General features: G+C 43.2%; 11 protein-coding genes. 5 read left to right on the top strand and 6 right to left on the bottom strand.

What is annotated here, in order from left to right:
• Positions 1-18 precede the first annotated feature (18 nt).
• Together VB775_RS08625 and VB775_RS08620 are read right to left on the bottom strand one after the other, a co-directional pair.
• Positions 19-891 carry an Rpn family recombination-promoting nuclease/putative transposase gene (locus VB775_RS08625; RefSeq protein ID WP_281008766.1) on the bottom strand — a complete coding sequence of 291 codons (873 nt, stop codon included), beginning with the start codon at positions 889-891 and terminating at the stop codon, positions 19-21.
• 197 nt (positions 892-1088) lie between these two features.
• Positions 1089-2693 carry an adenylate/guanylate cyclase domain-containing protein gene (locus tag VB775_RS08620; protein WP_281008765.1) on the bottom strand — a complete coding sequence of 535 codons (1605 nt, stop codon included), beginning with the start codon at positions 2691-2693 and terminating at the stop codon, positions 1089-1091.
• A 673-nt stretch (positions 2694-3366) separates the two neighbouring features.
• On the opposite strand from VB775_RS08620, the gene purB reads away from it, so the two are divergent.
• The 4 genes from purB (at position 3367) to VB775_RS08600 (ending at position 7895) form a co-directional block, all read left to right on the top strand.
• Complete coding sequence (gene purB / locus VB775_RS08615; RefSeq protein WP_281008764.1) at positions 3367-4662, top strand: adenylosuccinate lyase; 1296 nt, start codon at positions 3367-3369, stop codon at positions 4660-4662.
• A gap of 247 nt (positions 4663-4909) precedes the next feature.
• The gene (gene hemB, locus VB775_RS08610; RefSeq protein ID WP_281008763.1) at positions 4910-5902 is read left to right on the top strand and encodes a porphobilinogen synthase; all 993 of its coding nucleotides are present in this window, start codon (positions 4910-4912) and stop codon (positions 5900-5902) included.
• Positions 5903-5919: 17 nt separating this feature from the next.
• Positions 5920-6639, top strand: a complete 720-nt coding sequence (locus VB775_RS08605; RefSeq protein WP_281008762.1) for a pentapeptide repeat-containing protein — start codon at positions 5920-5922, stop codon at positions 6637-6639.
• A gap of 158 nt (positions 6640-6797) precedes the next feature.
• On the top strand, positions 6798-7895 hold the full coding sequence (locus VB775_RS08600; protein ID WP_281008761.1) for a tetratricopeptide repeat protein: 1098 nt from the start codon (positions 6798-6800) through the stop codon (positions 7893-7895).
• A 275-nt stretch (positions 7896-8170) separates the two neighbouring features.
• Here VB775_RS08600 and acs read toward each other — a convergent pair whose 3' ends face one another.
• From acs to VB775_RS08580, 4 genes are all read right to left on the bottom strand, one after another.
• The gene (acs, locus tag VB775_RS08595) at positions 8171-10141 is read right to left on the bottom strand and encodes an acetate--CoA ligase (protein ID WP_281008760.1); all 1971 of its coding nucleotides are present in this window, start codon (positions 10139-10141) and stop codon (positions 8171-8173) included.
• A 100-nt stretch (positions 10142-10241) separates the two neighbouring features.
• Positions 10242-10379, bottom strand: a complete 138-nt coding sequence (locus VB775_RS08590; RefSeq protein WP_190577603.1) for a hypothetical protein — start codon at positions 10377-10379, stop codon at positions 10242-10244.
• A 327-nt stretch (positions 10380-10706) separates the two neighbouring features.
• The gene (locus tag VB775_RS08585) at positions 10707-11459 is read right to left on the bottom strand and encodes a GvpL/GvpF family gas vesicle protein (protein WP_281008759.1); all 753 of its coding nucleotides are present in this window, start codon (positions 11457-11459) and stop codon (positions 10707-10709) included.
• Positions 11460-11647: 188 nt separating this feature from the next.
• Positions 11648-12499, bottom strand: coding sequence for a metallophosphoesterase (locus tag VB775_RS08580; RefSeq protein WP_281008758.1), 852 nt, complete (start codon positions 12497-12499; stop codon positions 11648-11650).
• Positions 12500-12645: 146 nt separating this feature from the next.
• Between VB775_RS08580 and VB775_RS08575 the strand changes: the two genes are divergently transcribed.
• Positions 12646-13266 carry a Fic family protein gene (locus tag VB775_RS08575; RefSeq protein ID WP_281008757.1) on the top strand — a complete coding sequence of 207 codons (621 nt, stop codon included), beginning with the start codon at positions 12646-12648 and terminating at the stop codon, positions 13264-13266.
• Positions 13267-13389: the final 123 nt, after the last annotated feature.

The raw sequence follows: 13389 nt of genomic DNA, 5'->3' as shown, positions 1-13389 counted from the left end.
CATTCTCAAGACGAAGAATTATTGATTTTGCGATCGTATACTTCTTAATTTTGCTATTTCTGGCAAACTCAATCCAGTCGCATGACTAACTGCGGCATCATCAAGAAGATCCAGCAATTTTACAGCCATTTCTAGCTTTGCCTCAGTTTTACCTTGCTCTAGTCCCTGTTTCTCTCCTTGTTTCAAAGCCTTGACGATCGCATTATGTTGATCTTGGATAAAGAACTCTTGATGTTCTAACTCGTCTAATTCTTCAGGTGAGAGATTTCCTTCTCTCGCAAATTCAAAGGCTTGCTTAATTTCTGGGACTAGATTCATACTTTCTGGCACAACATCTAAATCGATTGCGTGTTTAAGGAAATATAACCACTTGTCCGCCAAGGTTTCTAGCTCTATGAGCGTTTTATCAAACTTTGGCAACTCGACAAATACAAGTTCCAAATCGTAGATGGGATAGTCAATTAAAAAGTCTTTCTCTTTTAAAATAAACCGAGAAGTCAATTGATTTATTTCAGGAAACATCACAAAATCAGTAATCGTGAGCGCAATTACTGGATTTAGGAGCGAGTAGGATTGTCCGATACCAAGTTGAATCGAGTAAGCTTTAGCGGCATTGTAGAGAATTCGCTTCTCAAATCCTTCGATATTTAATACTTGCATTTCGATAATTACGCTTGTGCCATTATCCAACTTGGCTTTGACATCAAGATAAGTATCCTTAACACCTCGGATGCGCGGAGTTAAATAAGGATTGAGAATTTCTAATTGCGAGATTCTGCGATCGCCGTTGTAAATCATCGCATTCAAAAAACTGATCAAGACATCATGGCTTTGTTCAGAGCCAAAGATTTTCTTGAACGCAAAATCAGTTTTAGGGCTGATAAACTTCATATGCTCATGTCAATATTTCCTCATCTCATTCTAGCAAGATTTCACTACCTGACTTTAGAGCGTATTTGAGAAGTCTCCTGTCTAGCATAAATTTCTGCTTTTACCCCCCTTAATCCCCCCTTTCAAAGGGGGGAAACCTGAATCCTCCCCCTTGAAAGGGGGAGTTAGAGGGGGTGAAAAACTTCTCAAACACACTCTTAATTGACTTTCCCCACTAGCCAATAGGTCATCATTTCGCCTTTGCCTTTGACAGGAATCAACCCACGTCGCTCAAAATTAAATTGATCGCGTAACCGTAAATATGTTGCTTCTGTAACTTGAATTGCCTTAGCCGTTCCCAATGACTCCATCCGACTAGCGACGTTGACCGTATCACCCCAGAGATCATAAATAAACTTTTTCGTTCCAATCACACCCGCAATGACTGGTCCCGAATTAATGCCAATTCGCATCGAAATTTGGATACCTTCACGGGACTTAACTTGAGAGATGGCTTTTTGCATATCGAGAGCCATATTGGCGATCGCCGCCGCATGATCGGCTCTTGGTTCAGGCAATCCACTCACCACCATATAGGCATCACCGATGGTTTTGATCTTTTCAAGTTTGTATTGATCGCACAAATTATCAAACATCGAAAAAATACGGTTGAGCAGACCGACCAACTGGACTGGTGACATGTTGCAAGAAAGTTCGGTAAAGCCCACAATATCTGCAAATAAAACTGATACTTCTTCAAATCCATCTGCCATTGAGGCGCGGCTATGTTTGAGTTTTTTGGCAATCTTCTCAGGCAACATATTCAGCAATAACCGCTCAGAACGTTCTTGTTCGGCTCGTAGTTCTTGAAGTATGCAGATACGTTCTGTGACATCACGAAAATACCAAACCATCCCATAGAACTTCCCATCGGGAGAATGCACCTGTCCCGAATAGCAATCAATTACACGATGATCTGCTAGATAAATTTCTCGTTGAGTATACTTCTCAGCAGAATCATAGGCATTTTCAAGGGCTTCAACTAGTCCATCAGGTAGTTGGAGATGATGTTGCAAGAGGCTCAGCAATCCTCCGTATTCCACGGATTGGAGAACTGATTCAGGAATTTGCCATAACTCACAAAATCGATTGTTATAGCTCACAATCCGTCCTTGCTCATCTACTGCTAACACTCCATCAACAGAGGCTTCACGCTGGGCTGTCAGAAGTGAGTTACTGCGTTTTAAAGCTTCTTCAAATTCCTTGTGTTGGTTAATATTAGAGAATTCACGCGATCGCACCAGTGAAATAGCGAGTTGTTGACAGAGCGATCGTAAAACTTGTAAGTAATCAGTCTGTAGTAGTTTTTGGCTGACCCGATCTTCTAAATAAATTGCTCCTATCAGTTCACCATCCTCACATAGGGGAATGCATAGCGCTGCTTGTGGAGAATGCATTAACCAATAGGGATCATCAGCGAAATGTGGATCAGGGCTATTTTGATTCCAGATGGTTTCTGTGCGATTGTCGAGGGTATGGCGCACCATTAAGATTGGCAAACTAGAAGCATCTGCACTAGCAAGAGTCAAGTTCTGAGAGATTTCTAAGTTTGGCGATCGCTCAGAAATTATGGCAGCGATCGTAAATTTTTGATCATCAACTAAAATCACAACACCTGATTGTGCGTCTGATAGTTCAAGTAATGCTGAAAGGCTCAGACTAACTAACTTGTCAACATTTAACTCTCGCGAAATATCTTGTGCAGCTTGGAATGCAGCAACAAGGTTGACCTGTGTCTGATTTGCCTCATTTGTTGCGCTCATCAATTTTATTTATCCTCGGATCGGGAGGGCAAATAATTGATCTGCGATCGTAATTGGAACAATGACATATATCAATCACAGCCTGAAAAACTTGCTCAACCCTAACTCACTTAATCAATTTGTAGCATCAGACATTTTACTGAACATCTATAGCAATCCTAAATAGGTTGAGAGAGTGCACCCCTTCGGGGCGCACTCTCTCAACACTCAAAATCTTACAACTCATTTAGGAGCGCTATAGAAGCTCAACAAAAATGGGAGAATGCCGATCAAATTTTGGGGTTTGATAGCTATAAACCTGAATAGCGAGAGGCGGCACTTATGCCGCCTCTCGCTATTCAGGTTTTGTTTTTTACTGATAAGTAGCTAGGCATAACCTAAGCCCAGAAGCTGTCCCGCCCGCTATGCGGGCGGGACAGCTTCTGGGCTTAGGTTTTAATTTTGGGGAGTTACTTACATGTGATCAAAATCTCTCATAGTGAAACTGATTTTAGTGTTTACAGCGCCAAAGGTGCTGTAAACACTAAAATCGGTTTTTTGAAAGCTCGACTTTGCCGAGCTTTCAAAAAACCGATCTTTATAATGAGAATTGCTGACATGTGGCTTTGATTGTAGCAATCTCTAAAAAAGCTTGCTATAATTAAAAATTGTGATTATTTTAAGAGCGTAAGTTTTGATAGAACGCTATACGTTACCCGAAATGGGTCGGTTATGGACGGATCGGCACAAATATCAAACTTGGTTGCAAGTTGAGATCGCCGTTTGCGAAGCACAGGCTGAACTGGGATATATTCCTGCCGATGCGGTCGAAGAAATTAAGGCGAAAGCAAATTTTGATGCCGATCGCGTCAATGAAATTGAGTTAACGGTCAAGCACGACATGATCGCGTTTTTGACCAACGTAAATGAATATGTAGGTGATGCAGGGCGCTACATCCACCTCGGTTTGACTAGTTCCGATGTGCTAGATACGGCTCTAGCAGTGCAATTAGTCGATAGCTTAGAAATCATCCAAGCCCAGTTAGAAGAAGCCATCCAAGCGATTCGCTACCAAGCCCAACAACATCGCTACACGATTATGTCGGGTCGGACGCATGGTATCCATGCCGAACCAATTACCTTTGGATTTAAGCTCGCTGGTTGGTTAGCAGAAATGTTGCGCCATCGCGATCGCCTATTGAACTTAAGCAAAACTATTGCTGTCGGTAAAATTTCGGGCGCAGTGGGAACCTATGCCAATGTCGATCCGCGTATTGAGGCGATCGCCTGTCAAAAGTTGGGACTACAGCCCGATTGTGCATCGACGCAGGTAATTTCTCGCGATCGCCATGCCGAGTTCTCGCAAGTACTAGCCCTAATCGGCGCATCGATCGAGCGCTTTGCCGTCGAAATTCGTAACCTTCAGCGTACCGATGTCCTCGAAGTGGAAGAGCATTTCACCAAGGGGCAAAAAGGCTCGTCAGCAATGCCTCACAAGCGCAATCCGATCCGTTCGGAGCGTTTAACGGGTATGGCGCGTTTGTTACGTGGCTATGCAACTACGGCTCTAGAAAATGTGGCGCTATGGCATGAACGCGATATTTCCCACAGTGCGGCGGAACGGGTATTGCTACCTGATAGCTGCATTCTCACTCACTTCATGCTTCGAGAAATCACGGATTTAACCAAAAATCTGTTGGTACATACCCACAACATGGAGCGCAATCTCTATTGTTATGGTGGTGTGGTCTTCAGTCAGCAGGTGCTACTCGGACTGGTCACTAAGGGCTTGAGCCGTGAAGATAGCTATGCGATCGTGCAGAAAGCCGCCCACCTTGCATGGAATAAAACTGACGGTGATTTCCGTAAGTTGATCAGCGAAGATGAAACCGTCAAGAAAACTTTCTCTGAAGAAGAGTTAGCAGCTTGCTTCGATCCTAATAAGCATCTTAAAAATCTTGACCAAATCTATCAACGTTTGGGTATTTAAAAGAAAGGCAGCGCTTCGCGCTGCCTTTCTTTTTAGGTAATGTTTTGGTATTTGTAAAGAAAAGTGGCGCGAAGCGCTGCCTTTCTTTTACTAAAGCGTTTAGGGATTTGTAAAGAAAAGTGGCGCATCGCGCTGCTTTTCTTTTTGGAATTAGTGTTAGTGATTCTGGTATAATACATATCTAAAAAATAAATGTTTTACTAAATGTTTTTAACGCAAATTCATTAAGAAAAGTCAAGAAACATCAATGCAACTCACACATCGTCCTCGCCGCCTCCGCCGTAATCCTTCTGTCCGTAGCCTAGTTAGAGAAAACCATCTATCAACAGATGACTTCATCTATCCTATGTTTGTGATGGAAGGAGAGAATAATCGTGTTGAAATTCCCTCCATGCCTGAAGCCTATCGATTTACTCTCGATCTATTGGTTAAAGAAGTAGAAGAGATTTATGCGTTAGGAATTAAGTCGATCGCCCTTTTCCCTGCTGTACCTGAAGAGAAAAAAGATCTCACTGGTAGCGAAAGTTTTAATCCTGAAGGACTAGCACAGCGTGCAGTTCGCGCCATTAAGGCAGTAGTTCCCGATATCATTATTTTCACCGATGTTGCTCTTGATCCTTTCACTACCCATGGACATGATGGCATCATTGATGATAATGGCGTAATTCTGAATGATGAGACAGTCGAAGTTCTTGTCAAAATGTCTATTTCCCAAGCTGCTGCTGGAACTGATTTTGTATCACCATCTGACATGATGGATGGTCGGATTGGAGCGATTCGACAAGGGCTGGATGAAGCTGGATTTGAGAATGTGGGCATTCTCGCCTATTCCGCCAAATATGCTTCTGCTTACTATGGACCTTTCCGCGATGCTCTAGGCTCTGCACCTAAGTCTGGTGATAAAAAGACCTATCAAATGGACCCAGCCAATTCTCGTGAAGCCATTAAGGAAGTCTATCTCGACATTGCTGAAGGTGCAGATATTGTGATGGTCAAACCTGCTCTCGCTTATTTGGATATCATCGCCAAGGTCAAAGATGCAACCAATGTACCTGTAGCCGCCTATAACGTCAGTGGTGAGTATGCAATGGTTAAGGCGGCGGCGCAACTCGGCTGGATTGATGAGAAGAAGGTCATGTTTGAAACTCTGTTAAGCATGAAGCGTGCTGGTGCAGATATTATCTTGTCCTACCATGCCAAGTCAGTCGCACAGTTGCTGGCTTCGGGTTATCGTCCCTAATCATCTGTCAATCAATCATGAATGCAAAAGAACTTCTCGAAAGTTACGCTTTGGGCGATCGCGACTTTAGTAAGCGATCGCTCATCGGATTGATTTTGACTGGAGCGAATTTGACTGGAGCAAATTTTATTGAATCAGATCTTGAGGAAATAACTCTTGATATTGCCAATTTAGAAGATGTGGAACTAAATCTGGCAAATTTAGTAAGAGCAAATTTAAGCGGTTCAATTCTGATTCAAGCAAATCTCAATGGCACTATTCTCGAACAAGCTTCGTTAATTGGTGCAAATCTCTCCGAAGCATTTTTAATTGAAGCCGATCTCAGTGATGCGGTCTTAGTAGAGACTAATTTTAGTAATGCGTTTTTGACTAGCGCTAACCTCACGCGATCACGCCTATGTCGGGCAAATTTATCAAACGCCTTTTTGACAGGAGCTTACCTGAATGGCGCAGACTTGCGGGGGGCAAATCTCACCGAAGCTGACCTCACAAGGGCAAATTTAACGGGTGCAAATCTCGCTGGAGCCGATCTTAGCCGAGCCAATTTGACTAATGCCAAGCTAAATTGGGCAAATCTAGCTAATGCCAAGTTAATTGGTGCAGATTTGACAGGAACCTATCTATCGACCCTTAAGAGTATTGAAGGCACAGATTTTACGGATGCACGTAATGCACCTAACTCAGTTGAGCTGGTTAATATGCTTGTTAATATGGAAGAGGTAAACCCAGAAGAATAAAATTTTTATGTTCAAGCGTTGTCCGCATAGGATTCTGTAACTTAATAAAAAATTATATTTTTGATGGTGCGGCGAAGCCGCACCATCAAAAATTGATTACTTAACTTTACAGCGAAGCACTTAACTATAAAAATTAATTAACGTAAATCAGAAAGCTTATGCCTTTGTTTCGTTCACTCACCAAACTGACAAATCTTGCTCTAGTAATAGCGATCGCAGGGGCGATTGTTGTACCGATTTCCGAAAGTGTCTATGCCCAAACCAAAAAAGATGCGACAGAATGGATCAGGCAAGGGCGGCAACTGTGGCAAAACAATAACATAGCAGGGGCGATCGCTGCTTATCAACAAGCAGCGACTTTAGAGCCAAAAAACTCGCGCATTTTAACTAGTCTTGGCTTTTTACTAACCCAACAGAATAATTATTCTGGGGCGATCGCGGCTCTAGATAAAGCCACCAAACTAGATGCCAATAATGCCAAAGCCTTTAATGCTTTGGGTTTTGTCTATGTCCGCATTAAAGACTATCCCAGCGCATTAACCGCCTATCGTCGTGTAATTGCCTTGGATCGCAAAAATATTGATGCTTACAACAGTGTTGGCTTTTTGTTGACGGAACAAAAACAATATGCCGAAGCCGCCAAGATTTATCGTCAAGCGATCGCAGTTGCACCTAGGAATGCCAAAATTTATTTGAATTTGGGCTATGTTTTAAAACTCTCAGGAGATCGGACAGGGGCTTTTGCCGCCTATAACCAAGCTGATAAAATTGCGCCTTTTGACGCTGATGTATTGGTGGCGCTTGGTGGTTTATTTGCTGAGCAAAATCAATATGAAGAGGCGATCTCTAAGTACAAACGAGCTTTAGAAGTCGATCCTCGACACCCTCAAGCCAATCTTGCCATTTCTAAGGTCTTTCAAAGTGAAGGCAATTATGCTGAAGCGATCACCTCTCTCCGCCGCGCCGCAGGAGCTAGAAATATTCCTGCCAATAATTTGATCGAGTTACAACGGGTGATCGCTGATATCTATATTCAGCAAGGTTCGCTATCGGGTGCGATCGTTGCCTATCGTCAAATTATTGAGATTGAACCAGAGGATGCGGTAACTTATCTAGCTTTAGGTAAGTTATTAGCGACTCAACAACGGGCGATCGAAGCTCGCAAGATGTTAGAAAGTGCTGAGCGATTCTTTAATCAACAAGGCAACATTGATGGTTTAACCCAAGCTCGTAAAGCTCTGGCAGAGCTTAAATAACTGATGTTACGTGGAAGGAATTCTTGTCATAGCATAGGTCTGGGGCTGGCACGGGGGCACAGCCCCTACAGAACATGAATTTTTCGGGTAGGGGCAATCCCCCCGTGGTTGCCCTGTTACGCTAGCAGCAAAAGATTTATCATCTGCAATTTTTCGGGTAGGGGCAATCCCCCCGTGGTTGCCCTGTCACGCTAGTAGCAAAAGATTTATCATCTGCGTTCCACGCAACATCAGTTAAACAACAAAAAAGTCTGTGCGATGCACAGACTTTTTTGTTAAGCACCTTCGCGTAACTTATCTAAAATCGAGCGATCTTCTAAAGTGGAAGTATCGCTGGTGATTTCTTGCCCAGAGGCTAGCGATCGCAAGAGGCGACGCATAATTTTCCCCGATCGCGTTTTAGGTAAGGCTTCCGCAAAGCGAATCTCATTCGGACGGGCGATCGCCCCAATTTCACCTACAACGTGTTTTTTGAGTTCCTTAGCGAGTTCTTCACTAGGTTGGCGATCGCCTTCCAGAATTACAAAGGCAAAGATATCCTCACCCTTTAACTCATCAGGCTTACCAACTACAGCAGCTTCGGCAACCGCAGGATGAGAAACTAGCGCTGATTCGATTTCCATCGTTCCCAAACGGTGACCAGCGACGTTAATTACATCATCGACACGCCCCATCACCCAATAATATCCATCTTCATCCTTACGAGCGCCATCACCCGCAAAATAAACATAGTTGCCATCTTTGGGGGGAATATGCTCCCAATAGCTCTTACGGAAACGCTCTGGGTCACCGTAAACCGTTCGCATCATTCCTGGCCAAGGATGACGCACGATCAGATAGCCACCTTCGTTCTCATGGGCAGGATTACCTTCAAGATCGACAATATCAGGAATAATCCCTGGGAATGGAAGTGTTGCCGAACCTGGTTTTGTGGGAACTGCTCCAGGAAGCGCTGTAATCATGATTCCACCCGTCTCTGTTTGCCACCATGTATCTACAATCGGACAGCGACTGCCGCCAATCACGCGGTGATACCACATCCAAGCCTCAGGATTAATCGGCTCACCGACGGTTCCCAATAAGCGCAGTGAGGTCAAATCACGAGTATTAGGATGATGTTCACCCATTTTAATAAAGGCGCGAATGGCTGTGGGTGCGGTATAGAACACACTCACCTGATACTTCTCAATTACATCCCAAAAACAGCCAAGATTAGAAGGGCGAGGCGCTCCTTCATACATCAGTGTGGTTGCACCATTGGATAAGGGGCCATAAACAATATAGCTATGTCCTGTAATCCAGCCTACATCAGCCGTACACCAATACACATCGGTGTCTTTGAGATCAAAAATCCATTTGGTGGTCATGTGGCTATAAAGGTTATAACCAGCCGTAGTGTGCACGACTCCCTTCGGTTTACCAGTACTGCCAGAAGTATAGAGAACAAATAGCATATCCTCACTATCCATTGGCTCTGCATCACATTTAGCGGAAACCCCTTGCTGTAAGTCATGCCACCAATGATCTCGCCCTGCGGTCATATGCGTATTCTGACCTGTCCGTTTCACAACCAAGACATCGGTAACGGAAGGTGCGGCTCCATTGGCGATCGCCTTATCTACTTGCTCTTTTAATGGCACGATCGCATCTTTGCGCCAACCACCATCGGCGGTGATGACGAGTTTTGCTTCAGCATCGACAAGGCGATCGCGTAAAGCTTCGGCGCTAAATCCACCAAATACGACACCATGTACCGCGCCGATTCTGGCACAGGCTAGCATGGCGATCGCTGCTTCAGGAATCATTGGCATATAAATACCAACGCGATCGCCTTTTTGGACTCCTAATTGTTTGAGGGCATTGGCAAACTGACAAACTTCGCGATGTAATTGGGCATAGGTCAGTGTGCGCGAGTCGCCATTTTCACCTTCCCAAATTAGAGCCGCTTTGTTTTTGCGCCAAGTGGTCAAGTGGCGATCGAGACAGTTATAGGAAATATTAATTTTACCGCCGTCAAACCATTTCACCGATGGCGGTTGCCAGTCGAGAACGGTGTGCCATTTCTCAAACCAATGTAGTTCTTGTTCGGCTAGTTCAGCCCAGAAGGTAGCAGGATCGGCTTTAGCGCGATCGTAAATTTGGTGATATTCCGCAAGACTTTTGATATGGGATGCTTGTGAAAACTCCGTAGAAGGCTCAAACAAGCGTTTTTCTTGTAAAACTGATTCAATCGTTGGTTGTGACATAAATTAATGTTATAGGGAGCGATAATGTACAACGCAAAGCGCTACACATTATTACTCCTTTCAGAATAATATTGATAGTTATGCCCCTAGTGTAAATTATTTAATACCCACTATCAGCAACACAGATACCCTGACACTTAATGCCATTAGTAGCTGTACGCAAACAGTGATTGCAGAGAATGGGTTCTTGTTTAGTCTCAGTACAAGGTTGTTTATCAGTTTGAGGTTGAGTTGTCATAGCTTTAAGTTGCAAGAAAGAGCATCTTTACATCCATACTATTTAGCATATTTTGTAGAAACTCTCTTGGCGTAAGACATTCAAATGCTGCCAAAGTCTTATACCAAAGCACAAAATGGCTATTTGCTTTGGTATTATTAACGCGAGTTCGACATAGCCATTTGCGGCGTGCAAAGCACGCCGCAAATGGCAGAAAAAGGTAAGAATCGCTTAGCGATTCTTACCTTTTTCTGCTTTTGTCGAACTGATATGGCTTATTTGATCGGTAGTGTGATCTCCTATAGCAACCCATTTAGGATTGCTATAGTTGTAGAGGGTCACCACTCTCTAGTCTCGCTCAACATTTACAAAGTTATAGGGAGCGGTGAAATCGTTGTAGCGGATTCGGAGGCGATTTTCAAATTGTTGATCGAGAGCTTCAACGGTGGCGGCAAATTCTGGTTCCTTATCCCAATCGATTAAGAAAGAACCGTTATAGATCATGCTTTCAGTGAGCAATTCTCCCTCAGCATATTCATGGGATAGAGGCTTCAGGGTATCGATAAAAGCGTCAATGATTATTTGTTGACGTTGCTCGATCGCTGCCTCTAGTTCTTGCCCGATCGCGATCGCCTCGTCCATGCTTAAAATCTTACCAACTAAGGCTTCCCTTCTTTGGCGTAATTCCTCATTTTCGGCAACAGCAAGATTTAACTCTTCAGTTTGATTCCAAAATAGTTTGACGCTGACTTCCCGCTTACCAATTAGGTTATGTATGAGTTTTGTGAGTTGATCTTCAAAGGGAATCAACAAATCCTTTTGAACTTCCTCCCATTCATCGACAACTAACCCGAATTGCAATGGTAAGGGAACCGCTTGATGGGGATTGATCGCCTTCATGAGCGACTCTAAAACGGTTTCATGGGCAAGGAGATGAGCGCGGCTAGCGAGGTAACGCTCCTGTTGAGCCTCACTGTAAACGAGCGCAAAAGGTGGAATAGCATGAAACTGGACGGGCTGATCGTTCATTCCCTTAAGTTCGAGATTTTTGATCAGATCCAGATTTTCAGCTTGCAAAATTGCGTACAGGTAGAGGCTCATAGGAATTTATAGTTTAGTTAACTTAAAGTGAATGGCGCTTTACACCAATCACTTTAAACGAGTTTAGTAATTATGGCACGGTCAAATACTTTGCCATCGGTGGCGATCGCTTTGGTGATGATTTTATCTTGGTAGACATCAAAAGTCATAAAGCTAAACTGTGAACTCACAAAGGCCGTTTGGGGCGATCACCCAAATTTGTATAAAGGTGCGCCGCCACCACCATTAACAATATAGATAGTGCCATCAAGGGGGATAGATCGCTCATAGCCATGATCATGCCCACAGAGATATAAAGGAACTTTATGTTTAGCAAATATGGGCGCGAGTTTAGCTGTTAATTCGGGATTGCTGCCATGCCTACCTGAAGAGTAAAGAGGATGATGACCGTAGACAATTTTCCAAGGGGCAGTACTTTGGGCTAGTTGCTGATCGAGCCATGCAAGCTGGGCATCCCAAGGAGCATTACCATTAGTGTCAAGGGCAAAAAATTCTACCATTCCTTCATTAATATCCCCTTTGGTAAAGGAATAGTAGCGATCGCTCATATTAAAAGGCTGGTAATTAATCTGATCTAGTCCATTATTGGATTTAACAATGTCGTGATTGCCTAGCACGGCATAAAATTTCACATCTTTGCTCAGCAAAGGTGCATAAGGATCTTCAAAACGGGCTTTAGCTAGACTAATTTCACCGTAGGAATAAATGTTATCGCCTGCCATCAGTACGAAAGCATAGGGCTTTTGCTGATAGGTTTCCCACATGGATTTAGCAACGGCAAACTGATCGGGACTCCCAAATCCATTATCTGCGATCGCTGCAAACCGCAGTAATGGCTCTTCAGCCGTCTCAAGGATTTCCGAGTTGGCTTTTGAGTCACTATTGCTAGATTTTATTTCAGGGTTGGGGCTAGGACTACTTACAGGGGACTCTGCTGAGACAGGCTCATACTGAAATTTAGATTTGGCGATCGCTGCATAAATTAATGAACCAACTACAGGTACACCAAATAATGTCAGTAAAAGTTGACGACGTTTCATAAATTTCCCGCAAATATCAAGCGAATTTACTATATCAATAAACCTAAAAAGAACCAATAAGATCGGCAATAAGATCGGCAATAAAGTTCGGATTAATCTGCGGTAAACTATATATAGAGAACAATATCGTATTTAAAAAATCGGCAATGTATAGAGACGAAACCATAGATTTAATGGAACCAATGCTTCCATCAGAGGGAAATCGTGAGCTAGAAGACCTAGTTGTTTCGCTGATCCAAGCAACAAGTAGCTTAAAAGCTATTCTAAAACCCCGAATGACTGAAACTCTCGGCAATTTAGTTCGTAACATGAACTGCTATTACAGTAATTTAATCGAAGGACATAACACTACTCCTCGCGATATTGAACGAGCTTTGGTCGAAGATTTCTCAAGTGATCCTGCAAAGCGGGATTTACAACTTGAAGCTAAAGCTCATATTGAAGTTCAAAGACTGATTGATTTTAGCAAAAATCCAGATATTGTTTCTATTGATTTTATTCAATTACTACATCGAGAGTTCTACTCACGCTTGCCAGATAATTTACGATGGGTAGGAGAAGAAGCAAATAAAAAGCAAGTTATTTCGGGTGAATTTAGAACAGGTAGAGTAATTGTCGGTGAACATACTCCTCCTGATGCAGATAAAATTGAGAGATTTTTGGGGCGTTTTATCGAAATTTGCCATCCCAATAAACTTTCAAAAGTTAAGCAAGTAATAGCTGTTGCTGCGGCTCATCATCGTCTCCTTTGGATTCATCCTTTTTAACGTCAGTTCGACGGAGTAGACAAAAGCAAAAGAAAAGCTGAGACTAGGTTTGACAAACTAAAAGCCTCAGCAATATGAACAGTATCGTATCGCACTTGGATATCACGCGAATCTTCTGTGAAG

Source organism: Pseudanabaena sp. CCNP1317 (genome assembly GCF_034931345.1).
GTDB lineage: Bacteria > Cyanobacteriota > Cyanobacteriia > Pseudanabaenales > Pseudanabaenaceae > Pseudanabaena > Pseudanabaena galeata.
Note: the sequence above shows the minus strand (reverse complement) of the source record. Positions and strands in the feature narration are given on the sequence as shown.